23 protein-coding genes are annotated in these 26,464 nt (G+C 65.3%); 11 read left to right on the forward strand and 12 right to left on the reverse strand.

The window, feature by feature from the left end; all coding sequences use genetic code 11:
• Positions 1–84 precede the first annotated feature (84 nt).
• On the reverse strand, positions 85–1,266 hold the full coding sequence (locus AC1VXC_RS06060; protein ID WP_481538499.1) for an MFS transporter: 1,182 nt from the start codon (positions 1,264–1,266) through the stop codon (positions 85–87).
• A gap of 31 nt (positions 1,267–1,297) precedes the next feature.
• Positions 1,298–2,503 (reverse strand): MFS transporter, encoded by a 1,206-nt coding sequence (locus tag AC1VXC_RS06065; RefSeq protein WP_481538500.1) that lies wholly within the window; start codon positions 2,501–2,503, stop codon positions 1,298–1,300.
• A 131-nt stretch (positions 2,504–2,634) separates the two neighbouring features.
• Here AC1VXC_RS06065 and AC1VXC_RS06070 point away from each other — a divergent pair, with 131 nt between their 5' ends.
• The 5 genes from AC1VXC_RS06070 to AC1VXC_RS06090 all read left to right on the forward strand — a co-directional run bounded on the left by AC1VXC_RS06070 (position 2,635) and on the right by AC1VXC_RS06090 (position 7,464).
• A complete protein-coding gene (locus AC1VXC_RS06070) occupies positions 2,635–3,219 on the forward strand; it encodes a TetR/AcrR family transcriptional regulator (RefSeq protein ID WP_313173085.1) in 585 nt (194 codons plus the stop codon).
• 116 nt (positions 3,220–3,335) lie between these two features.
• Positions 3,336–3,611 (forward strand): metal/formaldehyde-sensitive transcriptional repressor, encoded by a 276-nt coding sequence (locus AC1VXC_RS06075; protein WP_282268719.1) that lies wholly within the window; start codon positions 3,336–3,338, stop codon positions 3,609–3,611.
• A 51-nt stretch (positions 3,612–3,662) separates the two neighbouring features.
• On the forward strand, positions 3,663–4,772 hold the full coding sequence (locus AC1VXC_RS06080) for an S-(hydroxymethyl)glutathione dehydrogenase/class III alcohol dehydrogenase (RefSeq protein WP_313173086.1): 1,110 nt from the start codon (positions 3,663–3,665) through the stop codon (positions 4,770–4,772).
• A 90-nt stretch (positions 4,773–4,862) separates the two neighbouring features.
• Entirely contained in the window at positions 4,863–5,690 is an 828-nt protein-coding gene (fghA, locus tag AC1VXC_RS06085) for an S-formylglutathione hydrolase (RefSeq protein ID WP_481538501.1), read from the forward strand.
• Between the two features lie 325 nt (positions 5,691–6,015).
• Entirely contained in the window at positions 6,016–7,464 is a 1,449-nt protein-coding gene (locus tag AC1VXC_RS06090; RefSeq protein WP_481538502.1) for a GGDEF domain-containing protein, read from the forward strand.
• Between the two features lie 77 nt (positions 7,465–7,541).
• Here AC1VXC_RS06090 and AC1VXC_RS06095 read toward each other — a convergent pair whose 3' ends face one another.
• The 3 genes from AC1VXC_RS06095 to AC1VXC_RS06105 all read right to left on the reverse strand — a co-directional run bounded on the left by AC1VXC_RS06095 (position 7,542) and on the right by AC1VXC_RS06105 (position 9,586).
• Positions 7,542–8,228: a Dph6-related ATP pyrophosphatase gene (locus tag AC1VXC_RS06095; RefSeq protein WP_313173089.1), complete on the reverse strand. Its 687-nt coding sequence runs from the start codon at positions 8,226–8,228 to the stop codon at positions 7,542–7,544.
• Between the two features lie 3 nt (positions 8,229–8,231).
• Positions 8,232–8,570 (reverse strand): hypothetical protein, encoded by a 339-nt coding sequence (locus AC1VXC_RS06100; protein ID WP_313173090.1) that lies wholly within the window; start codon positions 8,568–8,570, stop codon positions 8,232–8,234.
• A gap of 71 nt (positions 8,571–8,641) precedes the next feature.
• Positions 8,642–9,586, reverse strand: a complete 945-nt coding sequence (locus AC1VXC_RS06105; protein WP_481538503.1) for a DegV family protein — start codon at positions 9,584–9,586, stop codon at positions 8,642–8,644.
• A 246-nt stretch (positions 9,587–9,832) separates the two neighbouring features.
• Between AC1VXC_RS06105 and AC1VXC_RS06110 the strand changes: the two genes are divergently transcribed.
• Positions 9,833–10,372: a DUF924 family protein gene (locus AC1VXC_RS06110; RefSeq protein ID WP_313173092.1), complete on the forward strand. Its 540-nt coding sequence runs from the start codon at positions 9,833–9,835 to the stop codon at positions 10,370–10,372.
• 256 nt (positions 10,373–10,628) lie between these two features.
• Positions 10,629–13,988, forward strand: a complete 3,360-nt coding sequence (locus AC1VXC_RS06115) for an autotransporter domain-containing protein (protein ID WP_481538504.1) — start codon at positions 10,629–10,631, stop codon at positions 13,986–13,988.
• 170 nt (positions 13,989–14,158) lie between these two features.
• On the opposite strand, the gene grxD is transcribed toward AC1VXC_RS06115, so the two are convergent.
• Positions 14,159–15,085, reverse strand: coding sequence for a Grx4 family monothiol glutaredoxin (grxD, locus tag AC1VXC_RS06120; protein ID WP_313173094.1), 927 nt, complete (start codon positions 15,083–15,085; stop codon positions 14,159–14,161).
• Positions 15,086–15,145: 60 nt separating this feature from the next.
• On the opposite strand from grxD, the gene AC1VXC_RS06125 reads away from it, so the two are divergent.
• Positions 15,146–15,925, forward strand: coding sequence for a polysaccharide deacetylase family protein (locus AC1VXC_RS06125; protein WP_481538505.1), 780 nt, complete (start codon positions 15,146–15,148; stop codon positions 15,923–15,925).
• 40 nt (positions 15,926–15,965) lie between these two features.
• The gene (locus AC1VXC_RS06130; protein ID WP_481538506.1) at positions 15,966–17,219 is read left to right on the forward strand and encodes a DEAD/DEAH box helicase; all 1,254 of its coding nucleotides are present in this window, start codon (positions 15,966–15,968) and stop codon (positions 17,217–17,219) included.
• 254 nt (positions 17,220–17,473) lie between these two features.
• On the opposite strand, the gene AC1VXC_RS06135 is transcribed toward AC1VXC_RS06130, so the two are convergent.
• The 4 genes from AC1VXC_RS06135 to AC1VXC_RS06150 form a co-directional block, all read right to left on the reverse strand.
• Complete coding sequence (locus AC1VXC_RS06135) at positions 17,474–17,803, reverse strand: DUF6172 family protein (RefSeq protein WP_313173097.1); 330 nt, start codon at positions 17,801–17,803, stop codon at positions 17,474–17,476.
• Positions 17,804–17,882: 79 nt separating this feature from the next.
• Positions 17,883–18,581 (reverse strand): class I SAM-dependent methyltransferase, encoded by a 699-nt coding sequence (locus AC1VXC_RS06140; protein ID WP_313173098.1) that lies wholly within the window; start codon positions 18,579–18,581, stop codon positions 17,883–17,885.
• Entirely contained in the window at positions 18,578–19,219 is a 642-nt protein-coding gene (locus AC1VXC_RS06145; RefSeq protein ID WP_313173099.1) for an SGNH/GDSL hydrolase family protein, read from the reverse strand. Before AC1VXC_RS06145 ends, AC1VXC_RS06140 begins: the two co-directional genes overlap by 4 nt.
• A gap of 9 nt (positions 19,220–19,228) precedes the next feature.
• A complete protein-coding gene (locus tag AC1VXC_RS06150; protein ID WP_481539905.1) occupies positions 19,229–20,500 on the reverse strand; it encodes a pyridoxal phosphate-dependent aminotransferase in 1,272 nt (423 codons plus the stop codon).
• A gap of 309 nt (positions 20,501–20,809) precedes the next feature.
• On the opposite strand from AC1VXC_RS06150, the gene rsgA reads away from it, so the two are divergent.
• Together rsgA and AC1VXC_RS06160 are read left to right on the forward strand one after the other, a co-directional pair.
• Positions 20,810–21,907: a ribosome small subunit-dependent GTPase A gene (gene rsgA / locus AC1VXC_RS06155; RefSeq protein ID WP_481539904.1), complete on the forward strand. Its 1,098-nt coding sequence runs from the start codon at positions 20,810–20,812 to the stop codon at positions 21,905–21,907.
• 329 nt (positions 21,908–22,236) lie between these two features.
• Positions 22,237–23,493 carry a flavohemoglobin expression-modulating QEGLA motif protein gene (locus AC1VXC_RS06160; protein WP_481539903.1) on the forward strand — a complete coding sequence of 419 codons (1,257 nt, stop codon included), beginning with the start codon at positions 22,237–22,239 and terminating at the stop codon, positions 23,491–23,493.
• Positions 23,494–23,499: 6 nt separating this feature from the next.
• Here AC1VXC_RS06160 and AC1VXC_RS06165 read toward each other — a convergent pair whose 3' ends face one another.
• The gene (locus AC1VXC_RS06165; RefSeq protein WP_481539902.1) at positions 23,500–24,741 is read right to left on the reverse strand and encodes an FAD-dependent oxidoreductase; all 1,242 of its coding nucleotides are present in this window, start codon (positions 24,739–24,741) and stop codon (positions 23,500–23,502) included.
• Between the two features lie 88 nt (positions 24,742–24,829).
• On the reverse strand, positions 24,830–26,035 hold the full coding sequence (gltS, locus tag AC1VXC_RS06170; protein WP_313173104.1) for a sodium/glutamate symporter: 1,206 nt from the start codon (positions 26,033–26,035) through the stop codon (positions 24,830–24,832).
• Positions 26,036–26,464: the final 429 nt, after the last annotated feature.

Below are 26,464 nucleotides of genomic sequence, written 5' to 3' on the forward strand. Positions count from 1 at the left end.
CGTCTGTTCCTTGTTTCCTCGATCCTTTCGACAGGGTTGGTGGTTCAGGACGGGGGGGCTGTCGACCGGCGCGGGTTATCTGCATCAGCGGTGGCGTCCGGGAGCCAATGCAGCGATGCAGCACAGCAGTGCGGCCATCGAAAGCACCGCTGTGGCCCAGAGGTTTCCTGCAGGGCCAAGCTGGTCCAACAATCGGCCGCCTGCCCATGCGCCCACTGCGATGGCGACATTGAATGCGCCCACATACAGGGCGCTGTTTGCTTCTATCGCATTCGGCGCGGCCTGCATCATCCAGGTCATGAGTCCAACCGATACCCCGCCGTAGGCCAGACCCCAGAGCAAGAGCAGGATGCTTCCGTTGAGCGGGGCATGGCCGATGCAAAGAAACAGCAGTGCCGTGGCCAGGAGGCCGGCTGCAATGGCTATCACGGTGGCGGTGACATGGCGGGGGGCGACCAGCCCGACCAGGAAATTGCCGGCTATGCCGGCGGTTCCATAGCCCAGCAGCAGCCCGCCGATCCAGGAAGCCCCCACGCCGGAGACCGACTCCAGCAGTGGCCGGATGAACGTGAATGCCGCGAAATGTCCTGTTACCAGCAGCAGCGTCACGCCGAGCCCGAGCTGTACGCGGCGGCTGCCCAGTTGTTCGGCGAAGTGGCGCAGCTGCACCGATGCCACCGCGGGTAGCGAGGGAATCACTGCAAGGTGGAGCAACAAGACAAGCGCGCTCAGCAATGCCATGCCGGCGAATGCCTGACGCCATCCGAGCAGTTCGCCAGTCCATGCAGCCAGCGGCACGCCCAACACCGAGGCGGCCGCGACGCCACCGAAGATGATGGCGGTGGCGAGTCCCACGCGCTGTGGGAGGACCAGGCGTGTCGCCAGTCCGCCTGCAATCGCCCAGATCCCGCCCATGCAGACACCAACCAGCAGCCTGGCAGCGAGCATCCAGTGCATGTTCGGCGCCAGCGCCGATGCCGTGTTGGCTGCTACAAGCAGGATCAGCAAGCCGCACAGGATCCTGCGCCGGTTGATGCCGCCAGCGGCGATAACCACCAGCGGCGCAAATACTGCCGCCAGCAGTGCTGGCACGGAAATCAGCAGGCCGGCGCTGCCGCTGGATATGCCAAGGTCGTGGGCGATGGGGGTAAGCAGGCCGACGGGCAGCATTTCGGTGGTTACCACGGAGAAGGTCGCCAGCGCGACGGCCAGCACTGCCAGCCACGGATGATTCGCGGCGGCTGCCGGGGAGGATGGTGTTTGCACGGTCTGTTCCGGTCCGGGAGAGTATTGGGTGTCAGCAGGCGTTGCTGGGTTGCAACAGGCGGGGACGCAGGCGGCGGGCAGCGCAGATCGACAACAGCAGCACCGCGGCCCCGGCAACCACACTCACGGCGAAGCCCGCACCGGCACCGGCCGCGTCCACCCGCTGTCCGGTGGCTGCGGCGCCGAGTGCCACGCCAACGTTCAATCCGGCCAGCAGCCAGGTGATGCCTTCGGTCAGCTGCCGTGGCGGCACGCTGCGCTCGATCAGCGACATGACCACGATCATCGTGGGGGCGAAGAAGGTGCCGGCCAGCAGCACGCTTGCTGCAAGCGCAGGCAGGTTGGTCACCAGCAACAACGGCAGCGTGCACAGTGCCGTCGCGGTGCCGCACCACAGCAGCAGGCGTTGCAGCGGTGTGGTCAGTTTCAGCACGCCAAACACCAGGCCTGCCGCGCAGGAGCCCACGGCGTAGGCCGACAGCACGATGCTGGCGGCAAAAGGCTGACCGTGCTGTTCGGCAAAGGCGACGCTGGTGATGTCGATGCTGCCGACGATCACGCCCATTGCCACCATCAGCACTGCAAGCAGTCGCACATCCGCCGCCGCGATCACCGATCGGCCAGCGCTGTTTGTGGCCTCCGGATCGGGCTGTGGTTGGGTTGCCCGCTGCAGCGCAAGCATGCCGGTACCCAAGGCCAGCAGCAGCGCGGCACACAGCAGGCCGGCCTGTGGAAACAAGGCAACGGATAGCCCCACGGCCAAGGGCGGGCCGGCGATGAAGCCGAGCTCGTCGAAGACGGTTTCCAGCGAGTAAGCCGTCTGCAGCGGTGCCTGCCCGCGGTAGATGACGGTCCAGCGCGCCCTGAGCATTGCCGACATGCTCGGCATGCAGCCGGCCAGCGCGGCACCCGTGAAAAGCAGCCAGTCCGGTGCCTGCCAGTGGCTGGCAAGGAGCAGCAGCAACATGCCCGCGACGCTGGCGGTGGCCGCCAACGACAAAACCTTTGCCTGGCCATGGCGGTCTACCCAACGCGAGATCCGCGGCGATGCCAGCGCATAGCTCAGGACGAAGGTGGCCGATACCGCGCCCGCCAGGGCATAGCTGCCGCGCAGCTGGGCCAGCAGGGTGATGATGCCAATGCCGGTCATGGGTAGCGGCAATCGCGCCAACAGGCCGGCCAGGGTGAAGGCGATGGCGCCGGGAACGGAGAAGAGTGTGCGGTAGGCGCTGACCATGGGGGCTCCAGGAACTGCGGCTTGCTTGTGAAAGTGCGCGCCGTAACAATACATACAAGGTGTACGTAAAAGACTATATACATACGCCGTGAATGTAAATAAACATACGCATCGTATGAAAGGAGATCACTTTGGTCCGTCGCACCCGCGTTGAAATGGAGGCCACCCGTGCCTCGCTATTGGCTACTGCCCGTCGCATGTTTGCCGACAGCGGGTATGCGAATACCTCGATGGATGAGCTGACTGCCCAGGCAGGCCTGACCCGCGGCGCGCTGTATCACCACTTTGGTGACAAGCAGGGCTTGCTGGCGGCGGTGGTCGAGCAGATCGATGCAGAGACCGACGCGCGGCTGCAGGCCATCAGTGATGCCGCCACCGATCCCTGGCAGGGCTTCCAGCAACGCTGCCGGGCCTATCTGGACATGGCGCTGGAACCGGAGGTCCAACGCATCGTCCTGCGCGACGCACGTGCGGTGCTCGGCGGCGCCACCCTGGATTCGCAGCGGCATTGCGTGGATTCGATGCAGCGCGTGATCGAGGAACTTGCTCGCCAGGGATTGATTGCAGAGGTGGATGCCCAGGCCCTGGCGTCAATGATCTATGGCAGCCTGGCCGAGGCTGCTTTCTGGATAGCCGAAGGCGCTGATGGTGATGCGCGCCTGCGCAAGTCCACCGCTGCCCTGGATCTGCTGCTTCGCGGGCTGACGCGGGGCTAGCGGCAAGCGCTGGCCGCAGCCAGCTGCAGGGCTTTTCCCGAGTCTGCAAGTTGGGCGATGGCAATCCGCTGGCTCCGTAAATATACTATCCCCCAGTACAGGATATTGGGGCCGCCATGCCGCACTCGCCCGAAGAGAAAAAGAAGGTCCTGGCCCGGGTCAAGCGCATCCGCGGCCAGTGCGATGCGCTGGAGCGCGCATTGGAAGCCGGCGCGGACTGCAACCCGGTGCTGCAGCAGATCGCAGCCATCCGCGGGGCGGTCAACGGGCTGATGTCCGAGGTGATGGAGGCGCACCTGCGCGAGGAGTTTGGCCAGCCGGCGCGCTCGGACGCGCAGCGGGCCGCGCGTGTTGCCGAGATGTCCAGCCTGATCCGTTCCTATCTCAAATAATCCCGGGCGGCGCACTGCGCTGTCCTTCGCCATTCCCGCAGGAGAACAACCATGAAATCACGTGCCGCCGTTGCCTTTGGTCCGGGCCAGCCCTTGCAGATCGTCGAGATCGACGTCGCACCGCCGAAGGCCGGCGAGGTGCTGGTCAAGATCACCCATACCGGTGTCTGTCATACCGATGCCTTCACCCTGTCCGGTGATGACCCGGAAGGCCTGTTCCCCTGCGTGCTCGGCCATGAAGGCGCCGGCATCGTGGTCGAGGTGGGCGAGGGCGTTACCTCGGTGAAGCCGGGCGATCACGTCATTCCGCTATATACCGCCGAGTGCGGCGAGTGCCTGTTCTGCAAGAGCGGCAAGACCAATCTGTGCACCTCGGTGCGCGCCACCCAGGGCAAGGGCGTGATGCCGGACGGCACCAGCCGCTTCTCCTATAACGGCGAGCCGATCTACCACTACATGGGTTGCTCCACGTTCTCCGAGTACACCGTGGTGGCCGAAGTGTCGCTGGCCAAGGTCAACCCGGAAGCCAACCCGGAGCATGTCTGCCTGCTGGGCTGCGGCGTCACCACCGGCATCGGCGCGGTGCACAACACCGCTAAGGTGGCCGAAGGCGACAGCGTGGCCGTGTTCGGGTTGGGTGGTATTGGCCTGGCGGTGATCCAGGGCGCGCGCCAAGCCAAGGCCGGCCGCATCATCGCCATCGACACCAACCCGTCCAAGTTCGAACTGGCCAAGCAGTTTGGTGCCACCGACTGCGTCAATCCGAAGGATCACGACAAGCCGATCCAGCAGGTCGTCGTCGAAATGACCGGTTGGGGTGTTGACCACAGCTTCGAGTGCATCGGCAACACCCATGTGATGCGTGCGGCGCTGGAATGCGCACACCGTGGTTGGGGCCAGAGCGTGATCATCGGTGTCGCCGGTGCCGGCCAGGAAATCTCCACCCGTCCGTTCCAGCTGGTGACCGGCCGCAAGTGGATGGGTACCGCATTCGGCGGTGTGAAGGGCCGCAGCCAGCTGCCGGGCATGGTCGAAGACGCGATGAAGGGTGACATCGAACTGGCGCCGTTCGTCACCCACACGATGGAACTGGACAAGATCAACGAAGCCTTCGAGCTGATGCACGAAGGCAAGTCGATCCGCTCGGTCATCCATTACTGAGGCTGGTTTGTGGGAGCGGTGTAAGCCGCGAAGCTCGCACTCCATCAGTCGCACTAGATCCAGCAACCCAGCAACCAAGGATTCCAAACCATGCAACGACTCGAACATCGCGCCTGCTTCGGCGGCTGGCAGGACGTGTACCGGCACGAATCCAAGGTGTTGGGGTGTGAAATGACGGTAGGCGTATACCTGCCGCCGCAGGCCGCGCACGGTCCGTGCCCGGTGCTGTACTGGCTGAGCGGGCTCACCTGCACCGAGCAGAACTTCATCACCAAGGCCGGGGCGCAGCGTTATGCGGCCGAGCACGGCATCATCCTGGTGGCGCCGGACACCAGCCCGCGCGGCGACAACGTGGCCGATGCCGAGGGTTACGACCTGGGCAAGGGGGCGGGCTTCTATCTCAATGCCACCCGCGCACCGTGGGCTGCGCATTACCGCATGTATGACTACATCGTCGATGAGCTGCCGGCGTGGGTGGAGGCCAACGTGGCGGCCAGCGACGTGCGCGCCATCAGTGGGCATTCGATGGGCGGGCATGGCGCGCTGACCATCGCGTTGAAGAATCCGGGCCGCTATCGCAGTGTGTCGGCGTTCTCGCCGATCGTGGCACCGTCGCAGGTGCCGTGGGGGCAGAAGGCCTTCGCCGCCTATCTGGGCGAAGACCGCGACGCCTGGAAAGCCCATGACGCCAGTGAGCTGGTGGCGCGGGCGCAGGAAAAGCTGCCCTTGCTGGTTGACCAGGGCGGTGCGGATGAATTCCTGGAGAACCAGCTGCGGCCGCAGCTGCTGCAGGCGGCGTGTGACGCCGCAGGGCATCCGTTGCAGCTGCGCATGCAGCCGGGGTATGACCACAGCTACTACTTCATCAGCAGCTTCATCGGCGAACATATCGCCCATCACGCCAAAGCGATGCGCTGAGCCGTTTCTGGTAGAGCCGAGCCATGCTCGGCTGAGGTTCTGCCGGTAACGCCGCTGCCGAGCATGGCTCGGCACTACGGCGTGCTCCCTTCCTTTCGCGCAGCGAAGGGGCTGGTAAGGCCCTGCCGAGCATGGCTCGGCACTACGGCGTGCTCCCTTCCTTTCGCACAGCGAAGGGGCTGGTAAGGCCCCTGCCGAGCATGGCTCGGCACTACGGACGGGTTGCGTAGGCTTGGGGCGGTGATGCCGTGGCGGGGTCTGGGTCACGTTGCCGGCGTCGTGGCCGGGTTATCGTGCAGGCAATGACCTGTTCGACGGGGGATGCATGCCGCTGCTGCTGTTCCTGCTGTTCGTGGTCTGTCATGGACTGGTACTCGCTGCAGGGGCAGGTACCGCCGGCACGGGCTCTTTCGGCTTTTTGATCGCGGCGCCGTTGCTGGCCGCCGGCTGCTGCCTGTGGCGTGCCCGGCGGGATGCCGCCGCCTTGGGGTGGTGCGCGATCGCAGTGGCGATGCTGCTGTGGGCGGGCGGCATGGCCTTGAACCTGGTCGATGCGCTGGCAGCGGGCCGCACAGACCTCACGCCGCGTGCCAGCATGTTGTTGTACGTGCTGTATGCCGTGCCATTGGTGTTCGTTCTTGCCCGCGCGCGCTCCGAGCGCCCAAGCATCAGTCTGATCGACGCGATCATGGCGGGATTGCTGGGCGTATTGTTTTTCGTGCATACCGGATTCTTTGCCGACCGTGTCGATGTCGACGATGCCGCGCTGGACAACATGCGCTACATGTTCGATATCCAGAACCTGTGCATCGCCGGCTTTGCCATCGTGCGGTGGCTGGCCGCGGACACGACGGAGTGGCGCGGCCTGTTCCGGGCTTTGGCCTTGTATGCCGTGGGCTACCTGCTGGCGGCGGGCTACATCAATCATTTTTCTTCGGAAGATTCGTTCGGCGCATACAACGACCTGCTGATCGATCTGCCCTTTCTGATACTGGGCTGGTTGGCGGTGAAGCCCGTGCGCGTTTCGAGCTTTGCGCCCAGCCCTCGCTTGTCCCGCCTTGTGCAGGCGGGCGGGCCGATGATCCTGCCCTTGTTGCTGCTGGTGATTGGCACCCTGGTGGTCGACCATGCCCGCGCGCTGGCAGTGGCCGGCTTCGTGGTGGCCACGCTGGGGTTTGGTCTGCGCAGCATGCTGTTGCAGATCGGTCTGCTGGAGCGCCAGGCGGCCTTGGACCAGTTGGCAAGGCAGGACGGGCTGACCGGCGTGGCCAACCGCCGGCAGTTCGATGCGGTGTTGCAGAGCGAGTGGAGCCGGGCGTGCCGCAGTGGCGGTGGACTGGGTCTGTTGCTGGTGGATATCGACCATTTCAAGGCGTTCAACGATGCCCATGGCCACCCCGCCGGTGACCGCTGCCTGCAGGCCGTGGCGGCCCGCCTGCAGGCGAATGTACGGCGCGCGGGTGATTGCCTGGCGCGCTATGGCGGCGAGGAGTTCGCGGTGATCGTGCCCGAGGCTGCGCTGGGCGATGTAGCGGCCCTTGCCGAAACCCTGCGATTGGCGGTGGCCGGTTTGGCACTGCCGGAGGGGCCGGTCAGCATCAGCATCGGGGTGGCCTTCGTGCAGCCGTCCAGCATGCGGGACATGCGGCAGCTGCTGGCCGAGGCCGATACTGCGTTGTATGCGGCCAAGCATGCTGGCCGCAATCGCGTTTGCATGGGAATCGTGCAGACGCCGCAACCGGCCCATATACCGCCTCCGATAGGTGCGGCGTAAGCAGCGAGGCATCGCGGCAGCGTGGTCTCTGCATACGCAGCACCTGCCCGCGGTTGAGGCTGCGCTGGCCCTGCGGCTTACGCCGCCACTGCCGGGGTGATGAAATCGGTATAGGCGTAGCGATTCTCGCGCAGCACGGTCTGGCCTTGCTGCAGACGCAACGGGGTACGGAACATCGGCCCGGCGCTGACGCAGGTGTGGAATTCGCCGTTCTCGCCGCAAGGGTCGACATCGGCGGGTAGGGCGTCCAGCAGGCCGTGGTCAAAGGCATGGCCGGCGAAACCTGCATCCAGTTGCTGGCTGTCCACGCAGCACAGCTGTGCCTGCAGTCCTGCATCGACCATCTGTCGGGCCAACGTTGCGGTATCGCGGCCGAACAGGGGGAACAGGGTCTGCCAACCAAGCGCGGCGTACTGCTGTTCGCGCCATTGGCGGATATCGGCCAGCAGCAGGTCGCCGAAGGCAATGCTGGCAATGCCGGGCCAGCGTTGTTGGGCCCGCTGCAGGGCATCGCGCATCGCGGCCATGTACAGCGCGTTGTCGCAGTCCTGGGGGATCCAGGCCTCCAGCAACGGCAAGCCGGCCGCCTCGGCCTGGGCCTGCAGCACGGCATGGCGCACGCCCTGCATGGATGAGCGCGCATGGCCTTCGGTCAGGGTGGTAAGCAGTGCCACCACCTGTACGTCATCGCGCTGATGCAGGGCATGCAGTGCCCAGGCGGCATCCTTGCCGCCGCTCCAGGAAAGCAGAACCGGGGTACTCACGGCTCAGCGGACATCGCGCAGTTCCCAGTGGTTGCCGGCCAGCCAGCGCATGCGCTGCTTGAACAGATCACCGGACAAGGTGGTGCTGGCGACCAGGTTGATGCGCAGGTCGGCCTGCTGGCCGGTCACCGTGGCCTGCGGATCGGTGGCGCCCAGGCCCGGGTCGACGTCATCGGGTTCGTCCTGGGTAGCCTTCCAGCGCTCGAACAGCTCTGGCGTGCGCAGGGCTGCCTGCAACTGCTCGGCAAAGGCTTCGGCACCGCTGGCGGTGAACGACAGGCGTGGGTCGGCGCCACGCGCCTTGGCCGGGTCGGGCAGCGAAATGGAGTAGTGCACGGACATGGGGACCTCCTTGATGAAGTGTCAGACTAGCGCGCCTGCCGTGGCGATGGTGTACAGATCGCGTGCAAGTCTCAGTTGCCGAAGGTATGGGGTTCATCGGCGAAGCCGATGGTGACCGCGCCCTTGCCGACATTGACCATGCCGGTCAGGCTCATCACCGCTTCCAGCAGCGTCACGCCGTGCTGGTCGCAGTTGTCGCGCAGCTGCCGGTAGCCGGGCAGCGCACGCAGCTCGTCCAGGGGGCCACCGTAGCTGATGCATACCACCGGGGTCATCAGGCCATGCGCCACACGTTTGCCGACGAAATCGAACAACGCCTGCACCGCGCCGTCGAAGCCCTTGATCTTGGCGACCGGTTCGGTGTTGCCGCGGTAGCCGTGCAGGATCGGCTTGATGTCCAGCGCGCTGCCGAGCGCGACGCTCAGCAGGCCAACACTGCGGTCGCCCTTGTGGCGGGCGCGGGCACGCAGGTAGTACAGGTCGCGGGTGACCATATAGCCGTGCACGTTGCTGGCGACCAGCTCCAGCCGTTCGCGCATCTGCGGCACGGTAGCGCCACTGTCGCGCAGGCGCACCGCTTCCACCGCGCTCACGGCCTGGGCGGCGAACAGGTTCTGGGTGTCGATGACGCGCAGGCTGAACGGCGAGTTGTAGCCGGCGGCCTGGCGGATCGGCTTGTACTCGTTGAGGATGCTGTAGCCGGCCTGCACCGCGTTGTCATGGAGCGGACTGCGGGTACGGGTGATGGTCATGCAGAACACCTGGTCGAAATCGGTGACCAGGCGGCTCAGGAACAGCTCGCGGATCTGTTCGGCGCTGTAGGGGATGGTCTCGGCTTCGGCGCTGCGCTCACTCAGCGGCCCTTGCAGGAACGCCAAGGTGGATTCCTCATCCCGGTGGTCGGGAAGCAGGGTATCGCCGATGCGTACGGTGATGGGGAGCAACACGATATTGTTGCGCTGCAAGTAACCTGCGGGCAGGTCACAGGCCGAGTCGACCACGATTCCAATACGCATGTGCTTGTGTCCCCCTGGTCGTAACAGTTTCGAAAGATCAGAACCCTATCGCAATTTCCGGCAGGCAGAGATGGTTTCTGCGGCCATCTTCGCAATAAATGGCATCTTTTTTCACCATTTCCTCATTTCCTCGCGCGGGGCTGGCCATTAAGCTACACCCCAGCAACTGCGGCGAGCTCCCCGGGTGCGACGGCATGGGTGGGGAGTGTCACCGCCTGACGGTAGGTGGTGAGCCAGGGGTCAGTAATGGAAACGGCAAGTTCGGTGGTTGAATTCTGGCGCGCGGCAGGTCCGCAGCGTTGGTTTGAGCGTAACGAGGCGTTTGATGCGCAGTTCCGGGAGCGATTCCTCGACCTGCACTATCAAGCGGCCCGACGCGCCTGCGAGGATTGGCTGGAAAACGCCGAAGGCGCGCTCGCGCTGCAGATCCTGCTGGACCAGTTTCCGCGCAACTGCTTCCGCGGTACCGCGCATTCCTATGCTACCGATGGGTTGGCCCGGCATTACGCCATGCGCACCATCGAGGAAGGCCTGGACCGTGAGCTGCCGCTCAAACTGCGTGCCTTCATCTATCTGCCGTTCGAGCATTCCGAGGACCCGCAGGACCAGGAGCGGGCGGTGGCGATGTTCGAGGTGCTCGGTGATCTGGAGTACCTGAAGTATGCGGAAGTGCACCGCGATGTGATCCGCCGCTTCGGCCGTTTCCCGCACCGCAACGCAGTGCTCGGCCGCATCCCGACCGCCGAGGAACTGCATTTCCTCGCCGAGGGCGGGTTTGCCGGTTGAGCGTTTCGACAGCTTGCGGTGTGTTGGCCGCAGACGTGGGGAGCTGCAATGCCGGCCGCGTGACCTGTGACGTTGACTTGCCGTGTGACTGCAAGCGTCACTGACTTTCTCATATGAAAAAGCATCATGCGCTGAGCGCGCATGATGCCGATGTGCAGTCATTTTCCGTGACTAGGATGAACGTCCGATCCGGATGCGCACGCAGCACGCGTGTGGTTTCCGCCGGCTCGGCTGTGTCCTCTCAAGGAAGTGAATCATGTCCATCACGCGAAGCAACGCGGCACATGCACGGCAGCTTGTACCGCATCTCCTGGCCAAGGCCATTGCCGCCACCCCGGTGGTCAGCGCCCCCGCGGCCGCGCAGTCGTCAACGGACACGCTGCAGCAGCACCTCTGGCAGCGTGCCGTGCAATCCACCTTTGTGGAGGGGCCTGCGGCTGCACACGAATCCAACGCGCCCGCCCGCGTACCTGCTGCATCTGCTGCGGATGCGAGCGATGTCACCCAGTGGCGCAACGATGAGTTCAATGCCGATTGGGGCTTGCAGGCAATCAACACCGATGCCGCCTATGCACGTGGCCTGACCGGCAAAGGCGTGCGTCTGGGCGTGTTTGACAGCGGCAGCGGCCTGGACCATGACGAGTTTGCCGGCAAGGACAATCGCAGCCTGCACCTGGCCGACGTGCTGGCCGATGGCAGTCTGTGCAGCAACACGACAGTGTTGTCTGGGCCCTCGGCCTGCTTCAGTAGTGAGGGCGACCAGGTTGCAATCGACTATCTGTTGCTCGATCCGGCATTCACGCCGGCGCAGCTGGAGTTCCTGCATCAGAACGGCTTGTTCGAAGGGCCGCAGTTCGTTACCCACGGTACGCACGTGGCAGGCACCATTGCCGCCAACCGCGATGGCAAGGGCATGCACGGCGTGGCGTTCGCATCGGACCTGTCGGTGGCGCGCCTGTTCTTCGGCAGTGTGGCGATGATCACGGTGGATCCGGCCAGCAACTTGACCGGCATCACGGTGGCGGGGATCGGGCCAGGCCCGGATGTATTCGATCAGCTCTATGCCCAACTGGAGGCGCAGGGCGCACGTGCGCTAAACCACAGTTGGGGGTTCAGTCACGAGGCGGAGAGCCTGCAGGAAGTCGATGGAATCTTCGGCGATCCGGCGTATCGCGATTATCTGGACGGATTCGCGCAGGGCTCGCGCGGCACGGGTCTCATCCAGGTGTGGGCAGCAGGTAACTCCGGTGCTTACAACGCAAGTCCCGAGCAGGCACCCTTGCCGGATGTGCATGCTGGCCTGCCGCGTGCGTTCGACGATGTCGAGCCGTACTGGCTGGCGGTGGTGAATGTTGACCAGAACCTGCAACTGAACAATCTATCGCATCGCTGCGGCTACGCCGCCAACTGGTGCCTTGCCGCGCCAGGCAGCAACATCGTGTCCACCGTATACGGGCCGGATTCGGAGTTGCAGGCGGATCTATTGATCGATGCGGCTGGCAACGCAGTGCTGGACGTGTTGGACAGGGTCCCCAGCCATGACTATGCGGCGATGAGCGGCACCTCGATGGCGGCCCCTCACGTTACCGGTGCATTGGGCCTGCTGTTCGAACGCTTTCCTTACCTGGACAGCGCACAGGTGCGCGACGTGCTGTTGACCACGGCCACCGATCTGGGGGCACCGGGCGTGGACGAAGTCTATGGTTGGGGCCTGGTCAATCTGGCCAAGGCGGTTGACGGCTATGGGCAGTTGCGGGTGGATACCAACATCGTGATGGACCAGAAGGCGGGAGGCACCAAGGTCTGGGAGGGCGACGCCTGGGATGACTGGCGCAACGACATTGGTGGGCCTGGCAAGCTCGGCAAATCCGGCCTTGGCTGGCTGCGTCTGAGTGGTGACAACAGCTTCAACGGCGCGGTGGTGCGTGCCGGTGTATTGGAGCTGGATGGACTGAACCGCCTCACGGATGCGGTGACGGTGGAGGGTGGCCAGCTCCGTCTGAATGGAATCCTGCAGGAGACCGCACTCCACAACCTGGGCGGCAGCAGCTGGATCAGCAGCAAGGCGCAGCTGCTGGGGGCTGACCTGGCGGTCCTGGGAGGCGTTGTGTCATTCAACGGCGTGCAACGTGGCGGCAGTACGCAGGTGGGCGTCGAGGGTGCACTGTCCGGTACCGGTGAGCTGGGCGATACCCGGGTCGAAGGTGTGATCGCACCGGGCAATTCCATCGGCACGCTGACCGTCAACGGCAACTACGAGCAGACGGCGACGGCGTCGTTGCTGGCCGAGCTCGCGCCCGGTAGCCGCAGCGATCTGCTGCATGTCACCGGCACGGCGCGCCTGGATGGCACCTTGGTTGCGTTGCCCGAACCCGGGACTTACTACCTTGGTGAGGAATTCAACTTCCTGCATGCCGATGCCGGCGTCATCGGACGTTTCGCGCGCACGGACTTCAGTGCGTTTTCGCCTTTCCTGCAGTTTTCACTGGTCTATGCCAGTGATGGCGCCCGTCTCGAGGTGGCACGGGGCGCCAGCCTGGTCAGTGCAGCGGTGACGGCCAACCAGTTGCAGGTGGCCGCGCTCGCTGATGCAGCCGCCATTGAACAGGGGCTGCCAAAGCCACTGACGCAATTGTTTCCCGCCCAGTTGGGGGCCGCGCTGGAGGCACTGGGGGGTGAACTGTACGCAGCCACCCCGATCGCCTTGTTGGAAAGCAGCCGCTATCTGCGCGATGCGGCATTGCGCAGGGGCGCGGCGCAGCCGCTGGTTGACGCCAGCGATGCCGGCAGTGCGGCCTGGGTGCAGGTGTTGGGCGGCAGCAGTGCCCTGCACGGCGGTCTCAACGCCGCACGTACCGATGCCAACAGCAATGGCGTGCTGGTGGGCCTGGAGCACGACCTTGCTGCCTGGAGGGTGGGGGCACTGCTGGGCAATGGGCATAGCGACGTCAAGCAGGCGCAAGGCCGCGCCAGCAAGGCGAAGATCGATAACCGCCACGCCGGCATCTATGCCGGCAGAACATGGGGTGGGCTGGGCCTGGGCACGGGCCTGGCGGTGAGCAGGCACGACGTGGAGAGTACGCGCAGCGTCAGCTTTGCCGGATTCAGTGATCGCCTGGCGGCGCGCAATGACGCACGGACACGGCAGGCATTCATCGAGTTTGGCTACCGCCTGGGCGATGCCGGGCGTGCGTTGGAACCCTATCTGCAGGTGGCGCGGGTGGGCGTGGACGTGGCCGGCATCCACGAACACGGTGGTGTCGCCGCGTTGCAGGGACGGGTGAAGAACACCCGCAGCACGCTGGGCACCGCTGGGCTGCGCTTCGCCTATGGCTTGAAAGCGGCAGGACAGGCGCAGAGTGGTTTACAGCTGCGTGGTGGCCTGGGTTATCGGCGGGTGAGCGGGGATCGAGTGCAGGTGGCAGAACTGGGTTGGGCGGAGACGGGACGTTTCAGCGTGACGGGCGCGGCGCTGGACGCAAGCACCGTTGCGTCCGAGCTGGGGCTGTCGGCCTGGCTGAGTCCGCGGCAGCGGCTGGAGTTGGACTACGGCGGTCAGCACGGCAGTGCCAGTCGTGACCAATCGCTCAGCGCACGTTGGTCGATCCAGTTCTGATCCATTGCGTCCGGCACACCGGGTGGTTCGAAGGCGAGCCTGCCGCGCGACTGCCTGGCCTGCGCCTGCAATGCGCCAGGCAGGCTGCAAGCTGCCGATGCAGGGGATGGTGCAGGCATGAAAAACGCCGGCTATGCCGGCGTTTTTCCTGTTGCTGCGGCGTGCTCCGATCAGTACTTCGGAACGCTGTTGTCCACGTTCTCCGACCAGGCATCGATGCCGCCGGTGATGTTGAACACATTGGTGAAGCCCAGTGCCAGGAACTGCGCGGCCGCCTGCGCGCTGCGCCCGCCGCGGTGGCACAGGAAGGCCAGGGCGGTGTCCTTGGGCAGGGCCTCGAGCTTGGCGCGGTTGTCACCGTCGAAGGTTTCGAACTTGCCGTTGATCGCGGCGATGGCGCGTTCGTCGGCCGGGCGCACGTCCACCACGGTGATGGCGCCGGCACGCAGCTGATCGTCTGCGCTGCGCACGTCCAGGTCCTGCACCGGCTTGGGGGCGTTCGGGTTGTTGATCGCCAGGCCCTGGCCGCGGATGTCGTCGACCCAGTCGATGGTGATGCCTTCGGCGCGACGCGCGCTGGCGGAATCGAACTGCACGCGCAGGCCGTTGGATTCGGCGGCGATGGCGTTGGCGTCGAACGGGGCCAGCTGGAAGTTCGGCTGGAAGCTGGCATCGATGCTCAGCTGCAGCGCAGCGCCCGGGGCGTCGGCCAGTGCGCCCTTGAGCATTTCCACCGCCGCCGGGGTGACGGTGATCGACGGCGGGGTGCGGTCCGGGGCGGCCAGGCCGAGCAGGCTGCTCAGTTCACCGCTGCTGGCCATCTGCAGGATGATGTCGCTGCCGCCGATCAGCTCGCCGTCCACGTACAGCTGCGGAATGGTCGGCCAGTCGCCGTAGGCCTTGATGCCTTCACGGATCTCCTGGTCGGCCAGCACGTTGACGTGGTTGAACTGCACGCCCAGGTCCTGCAGCGCGCCAACAGCCTTGGCCGAGAAGCCGCACTGCGGCATGGTCGGCTGGCCCTTCATGAACAGGACGACGCGGTCGGCGCCGAGGATGGATTCAATGCGCGAACGCAGGGCGGGGTCCAGGGACATCGTGAACTCGTATAGGTGGTCGTAGACCAGCTGATTCTACGCTGCATGGCATCATGGGGAATGACTGCCCCGGAAACCCTGCATCGCATTCCCGTCCACCCCTGGCGCTGGCTGCCCTGGCTGCTTGTCTCGCAATTGCTGGTTGCGCTGCTGTGGTGGCAGTTGGGCTGGATCTGGGGCCTGCCCTTGCTGCTGCTCAGCCACGCGCTGTTCATCGTGCCGATCTTCCTGCCCAACAGCCGCTTCTATGCACCGGTCGTCAGCCGTGCGCCCGGCCGGGACGTGTGGCTGACCATCGATGACGGCCCGTCCGATGAGACCCTGGCGGTGCTGGAGCTGCTCGACCGGCATGACGCCAAGGCCACCTTCTTCATGGTGGGCGCGCGTGCGTTGGCCAGGCCGGAGCTGGTGCACGAGGTGCTGCGGCGCGGGCATGACCTCGGCAATCACAGCTATTCGCACCCGCAGGCGCGCTTCTGGGCGCTGGGCCCCGTGCAGATGGCGGCTGAGATCGGCCAATGCCAGCAGGCGCTCACCACCATAGCCGGGGCAGCACCGCGGTGGTACCGCTCGGTGGTAGGCATGACCAACCCGTTTGTGGCGGCCGCGCTCAAGCGCCACGGCCTGGCGCGGATAGGCTGGAGTGCGCGTGGATATGATGGGGTCAACTGCACGCCGGAGGGCGTTGTCGCCCGGATTGCGCCGGACCTCGGGCCTGGGGCCATCGTCCTGCTGCATGAAGGTGCCGCCCATGGCCACAACCTGGCCATCATCGAAGCCGTGCTGCAGCAGTTGCAGGCCCGTGGCCTTGTGGCCCGCCTGCCACGGGTAACAGCGTAGACTCGCCTCCCGCCATCCGGCGGCGTTCTGGAACCGCACCATGCCTTTCTCCCAACTCGGCCTGTCTCCCTATGTGCTGCCAGCGTTGCAGCAGGCCCTGCGGCAGGCCGGCTACCTGGCGCCGACGCCGATCCAGCAGCAGGCCGTGCCCTTGCTGCTGAAGGGCCGCGATGTGGTGGCGCTGGCGCCGACCGGTTCAGGCAAGACCGCCGCCTACGTGCTGCCGGCGTTGCAGCGTTTCTTCATGGCAACGCCGCGCAAGCCGCGCGTGCTGGCCCAGTTGATCCTGGTGCCGACCCGCGAGCTGGCGCTGCAGGTAAGCGACGTGTTTGCCACCCTGGGCCGCGAGTTGCCGCGACGGCCGCACCTGGTCTGTGCGGTGGGCGGCGTGTCGATCAATCCGCAGATGATGTCGCTGCGCGGTGGTGCCGACATCGTCGTGGCCACCCCCGGGCGCCTGTTGGATCTGCTGGCGCATAACGCGCTGTCCTTGAAGCAGGTGCAGCTGCTGGTACTGGATGAGGCGGACCGTCTGCTGGAACTGGGCTTCGGCGATGAGCTGCGGCAGATCCTGGCCGAATTGCCGGTAAAGCGGCAGACCGCCTTGTTCTCGGCCACGTTCGCAGCGGATATCGAAAGCCTGGCTGCGGCGGGGCTGCAGGATCCGCAGCGGCTGGAAATCGGGCAGCAGTCAGCGCCGGAGATCGAACAGCTGGCCATCCACGTCGATAGCGCTCGACGTGCCGAGTTGTTGCTGTCCTTGCTGGAAGATCCGCGCTGGCAACAGGTATTGGTCTTTGTCGGCAGCATCCGCGACGGTGACCGTCTGGCTGCACAGCTGCGCAAGGCCGGCATCAACACGCAGGCGCTGCATGGTGAGCTTTCGCAGGGGCGGCGCTTCCGCATGCTGCAGGACTTCAAGGATGGTGAGGTGCGGGTGTTGGTGGCTACAGACCTGGCCGCGCGCGGTATCGATATCACGCGTTTGCCGGTGGTGGTGAACTACGACCTGCCGCGTGCGCCAGCCGATTACCTGCACCGTATCGGCCGCACCGGACGGGCAGGGGAGAAGGGGCTGGCGCTGAGTTTCGTCGATTCGGCGGCGATGGCGCATTGGCGGTTGATCTGCAAACGCCATGGGCTGCAGAGCAAGACCGAGGTGCTTGAGGGTTTTGAGCCTACGCAGGCAGCGCCTGCGGCAAGCGTTGTTGCCGACGACAACGGTGGTATCAAGGGCCGCCGACCAAGCAAGAAAGACCGCGCGCGGGCGGCTGCGGAAAAATCCGGGTCCTGACAGCACCCGGGAGGAAAGGCGTCAACTGTAGTGCCGAGCCATGCTCGGCAGGGGCCTTCCCGGTAAAGCCTTCGTAGAAGCGGCGTAAGCCGCGAAGCCCTGGATTCAACCGGGGTCGCGTCGGCAAGGCCCCTGCCGAGCATGGCTCGGCACTACATTGGGCTTTGCCGGGAAGGCTCCTGCCGAGCATGGCTCGGCACTACATTGGGCTTTGCCGGGAAGGCCTCTGCCGAGCGTGGCTCGGCACTGCGCGGTCAATCTTCGAAATCGGTCTCTGCGGCCGGAGCTGCTTCAGCCGCCGGGCGCGGGCTGCGCTTGACCGGCTTGCTCAGCACTTCCACGTAGAACTGGGTATTGCCAGCGGCCACCAGTGCATCAATGGCACGGAACAGCTCGTCGTAGCCCACCGGCCCGGCAGAGGCTTCGTCCACGCCCAGCTTGCTGTCAAAGCCCCAGCTATCTGCACCGGCTGGCAGCGTCTTGCCGCGCTCACGCTTGGTGTACTTGCGGATGTCGTGCTTGCTGGCTTCCAGCAGGCGGTCGGGGTGCTTGCCTTCGATGGCGAGGCTATAGGTCTTCTTCACGGGAATCTCGTTGCTGCGCCGGCCCGGTTGGGCCGGCAGGGAATGCCGCCATTATCGGTGCAAACGGCTTGACCGTGGCTCAACCGCGTCGGGCGACCAGCAGCCAATTGTTGAATGGGGTGTTGCCGTACAGCGGGGTGAGGCTGACGGTCAGGCCGCATTGTTGCAGCAATGCGCGCAAAGAGTCGGCATCGGGATAGTGGCGGGGCCTGAACTGCATCCAGCCGATCAGGTTGGCCGCGCGGTCGCCAATGCGCGATATGCGGCCACGGCGGGTGTGGTCGGCCAGCGCCATGCGCATCACCAGCCTTCCGTCATCCTCCAGCATCGCCGCCACATTGCGGAGCAGGGCTTGCTGGGCCTGCTCGGGCAGGTACTGGAGTACATCCAGAATGGCGACGCTGCCGCGGTGGACAGGCAGGGTGGTGGCCAGGTCCATGACTTCGAAGGTGCCGGCTGTCAGGCTGGCGCGTTTGGCCACCTTGTCGGCGCGTTGGATCTTGGCGGCGTCGTTGTCCACGCCCCGGTACGGCATGTGCTGGCCGTCGTGGCGCAGCGCGTGGGCAAGCAGGCCCAGGCCGCAGCCCATGTCCAGCAATGGGGCTGCGCTGCCACGTAGTGCTTCGAGCACGCCCGGGTAGAGCGGGTCGCTGCGCAGTTTGCCCAGCGTGTAGTAGTAGTCCCAGCGGTTGCCCCAGGGCTGTATTGGAGCAAATGCGCCGGCGATGGCCCTGGCGGCCTCGGCCGGAAAGGCTTGCTGGCCAGAGTGCCCAGTCACGCGGCGGGGGCTGCCTGCAGCAGTTCCACAGCGACAGGCAAGGCCGCTTCCATCCAGCGCTGGTACATGGCCGCTGAAGGGTGCAGGCCATCATCGGCCAGCATCTCCGGGGTGTCACCACGGTCGCGGCTGGTCGGGGTGATATCGACGAAGGCGACGCCATAATCCCCGCAGCAGGCGTGTGCGGCGGCGTTGAAATCGTCGATCTCGCGGGCGACCTGGGCCGCATCGCGGCCGTTCTGCAGCGCGTACGGGGTAAAGCCCCAGTCCGGCGTGGACAGCACCAGTACCCGGCGCGGGTCTTCGCCAGCCAGGGCGATCGCGCGCTGCAGCAGTTGTTCGAACTGCTGCCGGTACTCGGCCAGCGGCCGTCCGCGGTACTGGTTGTTGACCCCGATCAGCAGGCTCACCAGTGCATACGGCCCTTGCGGGGCTTCGGCGTCGATGGCGGCGGCCAACTCGTCCGTGGTCCAGCCGGTGGTGGCGATGACCTGCGGGTCGTCCAGCACGATGCCCTGCGCGCGCAGCGCGGCGGCGAGCTGGAAGGGCCAGGTGCCGGACTGCGGCACGCCTTCGCCGATGGTGTAGGAGTCGCCCAGCGCCAGGTAAGACGTGGAGGTGGCTGCGTTATCGCTCATCAAGTCCAATCAACCCACCGCGCTGCGTGGTTTCAGCCGTACCACCTTGGTGACAGCTTCGGCACGACGGCTGAGCAGTTTGTCGATGCGGCCGAAGACCTCGCGCATCACGCTGGCCTCGGGCAGCAGGGTGACGCGGAAGTGGTTGCGGTAGGGCACGTTGAAGCTGGAACCTGGTACCACCAGCACGCCTTCTTCTTCCATCAGCTGCAGCGCGAAGTCGTGGTCATCAAAACCTTGCGCCGCGGGGCCGATCACGGCCGGGAAGGCATACAGCGCGCCGGACGGCGCGACCAGCGACAGGTGCTCACTGGCCTCACAGGCCTCGATCACCGCACGGCGGGTTTCATACAGGCGGCCGCCGGGACTGCACAGTTCGGAGATGGTATCCGGGCCGTTGACCGCGGCTTCGATGGCGTACTGGCCGGGCACGTTGGCGCACAGGCGCAGCGCGCTGAGCAGGTCGAGTGCGGCGCGGAATTCGCCCAGTTGCTCGCCGGCACCGGACAGCAGCATCCAGCCCACCCGCCAACCGCAGGCGCGGTGCACCTTGCTCAGGCCGCTGAAGGTCAGGCAGGGATGATCGCCGGCCAACGGTGCGACCGGCTGGAACTGCGCGCCGTCGTACAGGATCTGGTCGTAGATCTCGTCCACCAGCAGCAGCAGGTTGTGCTTGCGGGCGATGGCGACGATTTTCTCCAGCAGCTCGCGCGGGTAGCTGGCGCCGGCTGGGTTGTTCGGGTTGATCAACACGATGGCGCGGGTGCGCGAGGACACCAGCGCTTCCATCTCCACCGGATCGGGCAGGAAGCCGTTCTCCGGGCGGCAGCGGTAATACACCGGTCGACCATCGTTGAGGATGGTGGCGGCCGACCACAGCGGATAGTCCGGCGAGGGCACCAGCACTTCGTCGCCCGGATTGAGCAGGGCGCGCAGCGACAGATCGATCAGCTCGGATACGCCATTGCCGAGGAACACGCGGTCGGCCACGGCATCGGGCGCACCACGGCGGGCGTAGGCGGCGGCGATGGCTTCACGTGCGACCGGCAGGCCCTGCTGGTGGGTGTAGGGATCGGTACGGCCCATGTCATCGGCGATGGCGTGCTGCAGGTGTGCAGGCGCGCGGAAGCCGAAATTGCCGGGATTGCCGATGTTGAGCTTGATCAGCTTGCGGCCCTGGGCCTCCAGCTCCCGCGCTCGTCGGGCCAGTTCACCACGGATTTCGTAGCGGACTTCGGACAGGCGTTCACGAGTGGCTAGCGGTTTGACAGGGCTTGACATTTTCTCAGGGCCATCACGGGCGTGGATTCTGCATGGTAGCCGAATTGTTGCGCTGCGGGGCGAGCCTTTGGTGGCGTGATTGGGGATTCGGGAATGCGGATTGGTTACAGGCAAAAGCAAGGCAAAGGCACCCCTTCCCAACCTTCCCCGCGCTACGCGCAAGGGAGGGGGCAAGGCTTGGCTCCCTCCCTTTGCCGCAGGCAAGGGGAGGGTTGGGGAGGGGGGCTCTGGCCCCGGCTTTGGCCCAAGCACCAGGCGCAACTGAACCGCCATTCCCGGCGCCAAGCGCCACCCCGGTAGAATCCCCCAATGACTGATTCCATCGACTTCGATTCGCTGCGCCATATCGGCTGGCCCTGGCCCGGTGCTCCCGAGGACCCGCAATGGCAGGCGGCCTTTGCCACCCACCCGCAGGCCCGCCCGGGGCGGGTGATCGAACAGCACCGTTCCGGCTACGTGGTCGCCGATGCGCCCGATAACAGCCTCAAGACCGAGTCACCGCCGGAATGGCAGCGCCCGCGTTTTCCCAGCCATGAGCGCGCGGCGGTAGGTGATTGGGTGTTGCTGGACGGCAAGCGCATCGTCGCGCTGCTGCCACGGCATACCTCGATCAAGCGCGGTGCGGCCGGTGAGCACTATCACCAGCAGGTGATCGCGGCCAATATCGATACGGTATTCATCGTCTGTGGCCTGGACGCCGACTTCAATCCGCGCCGCATCGAGCGCTACCTGCTGCTGGTTGGCGGCGGTGGTGCCTCTCCGGTGGTGGTGCTGACCAAGGCCGACCAGACTGAATACAGCGAAGACGCGCTGGCGGTGTTGGAAGACCTGGCCGCGCAGCAGATTCCGCTGCTGGCGATCAACGGCAAGGACCCGGAGAGCGTCTCCGCCCTGCTGCCGTGGTTGGGCCCGGGCAATACCGTGGTCCTGGTAGGTTCCTCCGGCGCCGGCAAATCCACCTTGACCAACACGCTGTTGGGCGAGAATCGGATGAAGACCAACGAAGTGCGCAGCAATGATTCGCGCGGCCGCCATACCACCACCCATCGAGCGCTGATGCCGCTGCCCTACGGTGCCTGCCTGATCGATACGCCCGGCATGCGCGAGCTCAAGCCGACCGGCGAGGAGACCTTGGCTGAAGGCGGCTTTGCCGATATCGAAGAGCTGACCACGCAATGCAAGTTCCGCGATTGCTCGCACCACAGCGAACCGGGTTGCGCGGTGCAGGAAGCCATCGAGCGCGGCGACATCGACGAGAGCCGGCTGGAGAGCTACCTCAAGCTGCGCGAGGAAGTGGCGCAGGCCGCAGCCAAGCTGGCCCAGCGTCAGGCAGAGCAGGCGACCGAACGCAAACACAGTGGGCGCGGTGCGCAATGGCGGCCGATCAACAAGGGCAAACGGCGTTGAAGCTTGCCTTTGCTGCTTGGGCTGCCACCCTTTTGCACGGTGAAGGGGGGGCGCGCTGATGCGGTCGAGGCTTCGCGGCCTACGCCGCTGCCTAGGCTCCCTCCCTTTTGCGTAGCGAAGGGGGGTGAAGAAGGCCCGCTTGTGCGCCACTGGCGCGCGGCCTGATGAACCACCGAAGGCTATGCCTTCGGGCCGGGCGGGTTGGGGAGGGGTAGGCTGTTCGCGTGCTAATGCGGTCGTGGCTTCGCGACTTGCGCCGCTGCTTGGGCTCCCGCCGCTCCTGCAAGAGCGATGGCTGCGCGTTATTACCTGATTTGATCGAGGCAGGCATGACCACAGTTGATACCCACAACGATCCAGCCATCAGCCATCACGCCGCGCTTGACGCGCGCATGGTGGCGGCGGTGAAAGGCATCCGCCTGCTGAGCCTGACCAGCTGGCCGGCGGATACGCAGGCACCGTTTCTGGAGAGCGTGGCGCGCGGTAACCCGATGCTGCCGCAGGTGGACTACCCCAAGCTCGACTTCAGCGAAACCCGGCGCGAACTGGCGGCGGTAATGGATGCGGTGGACGCGAGCCATCCGCTGGGCAGTTACATCCAGGATTCTGCGCGCAGCTGGGATCTGGCCGCCAGTCTGTTGGAAGGCCTGGGCACGCGCGCGGTGGACGATTATTCCACCCAGTTGTTCGGCGTGCCCGAGCAGCCGATGCCGGGCAATGGCCCGACTACCCGCGATGCGGCAGGGCACTTCATCCAGATCGCGCAGGAACTGGACCACGAGTTGCTGGCACCGGAAGAGCAGGTGCCGGTATCGGCCACGGCCTTGCAACTGATGCTGCAGAGCGACCTGGATGAGTTCTTCGCCGGGCGCATGATCACCGTGGAGCTGGATCCGGAGTTGATTGCCAAGGCTGCCGCCGGGGCAACCCGCATCCGCCTGCGCACCCGCGCCACCTTCAGCGCCTATGACCGTGCGCAGCTCTATCACCACGAAGCGCTGGTACATTCGCTGACCGCGCTCAACGGCCGCGACCAGGTGGTCTTGCCCAGCCTTGCGCTGTCCTCGCCGCGTATCACCGCTACCCAGGAAGGCCTGGCAACGTTCGCCGAGCAGATCACCGGCAGCATCGACATCCAGCGGCTCAAGCGCATCAGCCTGCGCATCGAGGCGATTGCGATGGCGCGCGATGGGGCCGATTTCATCGAGGTGTTCAACTACTTCCGCGCAGCAGGGCAGACTGCCGAGGAGAGTTTTTCTTCCGCACAGCGCGTGTTCCGTGGCGTTCCCACCAGCGGCGGCGCCGCCTTCACCAAGGACACCGTCTACCTGCGCGGCCTGGTCTCGGTGCACACCTTCTTCCGGCAGATGCTGCGTGATGAAAAGCTGCAGACCTGCCGCTGGTTGTTCGCCGGCAAGATGACGCTGGAAGACGCACAGGCGCTGACGCCGTTGTTCGAGGCCGGCGTTCTGGCACCGCCGCGTTGGTTGCCGCAGTGGATCAACCGCGCCAATGGCCTGGCCGGCGCACTGGCGTTCTCGCTGTTCGCCAACCTCATCCGCATGGACCAGATCAGCGAAACCTGAGTTGGTTCAGGGCGTACCCAGCAACTGCTGCACCGCCCGTTCGCCACTGCCCATCGCCAATGTCCAACCGAGCATGCCGTGGCCGATATTGCAGGCCAGGCCGTCGTCGAGGTTTTTGATGATCGGCGAAGTCCACGGCGTGACCGGACGCAGCCCGGCCCAACTGCTTTCGATGTGCTCATAATCCGCGGCTTCGGGCAACGAGGCGCGTGCCTGCGCGATCAGCGTTGCCAGCCGAGCCGGTTCGGGCGCGGGATTCCAATCGTTGAGGTCGGCCAGGCCGGCAACGCGGATGCGCTCGCCCAGGCGGCAGAACACCAGTTTGCGCTTGGTGTCGGTGATGCTGACCCTGGGTGCATTGGCGCCCAAGGGGGCGGTGAAGGAATAGCCCTTGATCGCCATCACTGGCATGCGCAGGCGCAAGGGTTTGAGCAGGGCAGGGCTGTCGATGCCAGCACAGACCAGTACGCGTGCTGCCTGCAGCGTACGGCCATCGCGGGCCTGCAGCTGCCACTGCCCATCCGCACGACGCAGCGACTGCGTATCGAAACCGAACAGTGCCTGCATGCCGTATTGCTGCTGCAACACCTGCAGCAGGCCCTGGCTGAAGCGGAAGGGGTCGCCGGCTTCTTCATCCGGCGAGTAGACACCACCGGCCAGCCATTGCGCGCCAGTCAGTGCAGGTTCGATGGCGGTGGCTTCGGCTGCATTGACCAGCCGTTGCTGCACACCATGGCCACGTTTGAGCGCGATCATCGCCGCTGCGCCTTGTACGCCCTCGGGGGACGGGTACAGGTGCAGCTTGCCGGAGACCTCATGGTCGAAATCGATGGGGTGTTGCTGCAGCAGGGCCTGCATGGCCTGGCGTGATTCCAGTGCCAGTTCCAGCGTGGCCAGGGTATTGCGCTGCAGGCCTGCCGTATTGGCCTGGCGCAGGAAGGCCAGGCCCCAGCGCAGGAAGTCCGGGTCGGCTGACCAGCGTGTGCGAAAAGGTCCGTTGCGGCCAAATGCCATTTCCGGCAGCTGCGCCCAGGTTGCCGGGCCGGCCATCGCGTCGGTATAGGCGTAGCTGAGCTGGGCACCATTGGCGAACGAGGTGCCCAGTGCCGGACCGGCGTTGCGATCCAGCAGCAGTACCGAGCAACCGCGTCTTGCTGCGGCATAGGCGGTGGCCAGACCCACCACACCAGCGCCGATGACGACGAGGTCATGGCGGGAAGAAAGCGCGGGCGCAGCGTTGGATGTCATCAGCAGAGCGGCGTTACGGGGCGGGTAAGGGCCCATTGTCGCGCCAACCCGTGCACAAGGCCCGGGTATGGCGCACGGAACCGACGGCTTAGTGCGGCCAGAAATTCAGGAAGCCGGTGATGATCAGCGCATTGATGAAGTCGATGAAGAACGCGCCCACCAACGGTGCCACCAGGAAGGCGCGCGGCGCCGGCCCGTAGCGCTGCGCCAGCCGCCGCATCACTGCCATCGCGTTGGCCGTGGTGCCGAGCATGAAGCCGATGAAGCCGCCACCCATCACCGCCGCGTCGTAATCGCGGCCCATCAGCCAGTAGATCGGCACCGCGAACAGCGCCACCACCGAGACCTGGATGATCAGGTTGACCAACAGCGGCAAGCCCATGCCGGCCAATTCCCAAAGCTTCAGATCCATCAACGCGATGGCCAGGAACAAGGCCAGGCTGATGTTGCCGATCAGGTCGGTGGTCGGCACCGACAGCTTGATCCAGCCGGTGTAGTCGTCGATGTTGCGGATCACCGCGCCAACCAGCATCGCGCCGATATAGGTTGGCAGGGTCAGGCCGATGCCTTCGAAACCCTTGCCTACCCAGACGCCCAGCCACATCGCCATCAGCAACACGACGATGCTCTTCAACGCATCGAACTCGCGCGCCGATTCGCTGGGATAGCGCACGACCACCGCTTCGTCCTCGCCGAGCTGCGCACCGGTGGCCTTCTGGCTGGGGTGCTGCACCTTGAAGCGCTGCATCAGCACGGTGATCACCGGGCCACCGACCAGGCCGCCGCAGATGATGCCGGCCATGGCGGCGGTCACCGCCAGGCTTTCTGCGCCGACCAGGCCGGCCTGCTCGAAGTGCCCGGCAAAGGCCAGGCCGGTGGCCGGGCCGCCGGTCAGCGTGGCCGAACCAGCCAATACGCCGAACATCGGATTCAGGCCGAACAGCTTGGCGACACTGATGCCGATCAGGTTCTGCAGCACCGCGAAGATGCTGCCGATCAGCAGGAACAGCATCACCTGCTTGCCGCTGACCCGCAGCAGGCGCAGGCTGGCGTTGATGCCCAGGGTGGTGAAGAACGCCACCATCAGTGGGGTCTTGAGCGTGGTATCAAGCGTGAACAGGGTGGTCTGCTGGCCATGTGCCCACCACACGGCCAGGGCCACCAGCAGGCCGCCGACCACCGGTTCGGGCAGGTTGTAGCGGCGGAAGAACGGGATGGCACGGCACAATGCGTAGCCGGCGAACAGGGTCAGGCCGGCAAAGGCGACCGTCTGTACGGCGTCAAGTTGAATCATCAGGGCGGGGACCTTACACCAGCGAAAGGCGAACTTTGTCGTTCCCCCGGCACAATAGCAACCGGGCCTATTGGCACTGGACCGGGTTTTGGGTGCTTTCTGGTAGCGGTAATCGCGTGGTGCAGGGCCATGCCCGGTAGATGCATGGCCAGAAATCCACCGTAGTGCCGAGCCATGCTCGGCAGGGGCCTTGCCAGGAAAACCAGATGTAGTGCCGAGCCATGCTCGGCAGAGGCCTTACCAGGAAATCCAGTTGTAGTGCCGAGCCATGCTCGGCAGAGGCCTTACCAGGAAAACCAGGTGTAGTGCCGAGCCATGCTCGGCAGAGGCATTACCAGGAAAACCAGGTGTAGTGCCGAGCCATGCTCGGCAGAGGCATTACCAGGAAATCCAGATGTAGTGCCGAGCCATGCTCGGCAGAGGCATTAC

This window comes from Stenotrophomonas sp. STEN033 (assembly GCF_056856655.1).

Bases quoted from the DNA above. Each gene is read 5' to 3' on its own strand.
- AC1VXC_RS06065 (WP_481538500.1), bottom strand. From the start codon at position 2,503: ATGGTCAGCGCCTACCGCACACTCTTCTCCGTTCCCGGCGCCATCGCC.
- AC1VXC_RS06075 (WP_282268719.1), top strand. From the start codon at position 3,336: ATGCCGCACTCGCCCGAAGAGAAAAAGAAGGTCCTGGCCCGGGTCAAG.
- AC1VXC_RS06080 (WP_313173086.1), top strand. From the start codon at position 3,663: ATGAAATCACGTGCCGCCGTTGCCTTTGGTCCGGGCCAGCCCTTGCAG.
- fghA (WP_481538501.1), top strand. From the start codon at position 4,863: ATGCAACGACTCGAACATCGCGCCTGCTTCGGCGGCTGGCAGGACGTG.
- AC1VXC_RS06090 (WP_481538502.1), top strand. From the start codon at position 6,016: ATGCCGCTGCTGCTGTTCCTGCTGTTCGTGGTCTGTCATGGACTGGTA.
- AC1VXC_RS06100 (WP_313173090.1), bottom strand. From the start codon at position 8,570: ATGTCCGTGCACTACTCCATTTCGCTGCCCGACCCGGCCAAGGCGCGT.
- AC1VXC_RS06105 (WP_481538503.1), bottom strand. From the start codon at position 9,586: ATGCGTATTGGAATCGTGGTCGACTCGGCCTGTGACCTGCCCGCAGGT.
- AC1VXC_RS06110 (WP_313173092.1), top strand. From the start codon at position 9,833: ATGGAAACGGCAAGTTCGGTGGTTGAATTCTGGCGCGCGGCAGGTCCG.
- AC1VXC_RS06115 (WP_481538504.1), top strand. From the start codon at position 10,629: ATGTCCATCACGCGAAGCAACGCGGCACATGCACGGCAGCTTGTACCG.
- grxD (WP_313173094.1), bottom strand. From the start codon at position 15,085: ATGTCCCTGGACCCCGCCCTGCGTTCGCGCATTGAATCCATCCTCGGC.
- AC1VXC_RS06125 (WP_481538505.1), top strand. From the start codon at position 15,146: ATGACTGCCCCGGAAACCCTGCATCGCATTCCCGTCCACCCCTGGCGC.
- AC1VXC_RS06130 (WP_481538506.1), top strand. From the start codon at position 15,966: ATGCCTTTCTCCCAACTCGGCCTGTCTCCCTATGTGCTGCCAGCGTTG.
- AC1VXC_RS06145 (WP_313173099.1), bottom strand. From the start codon at position 19,219: ATGAGCGATAACGCAGCCACCTCCACGTCTTACCTGGCGCTGGGCGAC.
- AC1VXC_RS06150 (WP_481539905.1), bottom strand. From the start codon at position 20,500: ATGTCAAGCCCTGTCAAACCGCTAGCCACTCGTGAACGCCTGTCCGAA.
- rsgA (WP_481539904.1), top strand. From the start codon at position 20,810: ATGACTGATTCCATCGACTTCGATTCGCTGCGCCATATCGGCTGGCCC.
- AC1VXC_RS06160 (WP_481539903.1), top strand. From the start codon at position 22,237: ATGACCACAGTTGATACCCACAACGATCCAGCCATCAGCCATCACGCC.
- AC1VXC_RS06165 (WP_481539902.1), bottom strand. From the start codon at position 24,741: ATGACATCCAACGCTGCGCCCGCGCTTTCTTCCCGCCATGACCTCGTC.
- gltS (WP_313173104.1), bottom strand. From the start codon at position 26,035: ATGATTCAACTTGACGCCGTACAGACGGTCGCCTTTGCCGGCCTGACC.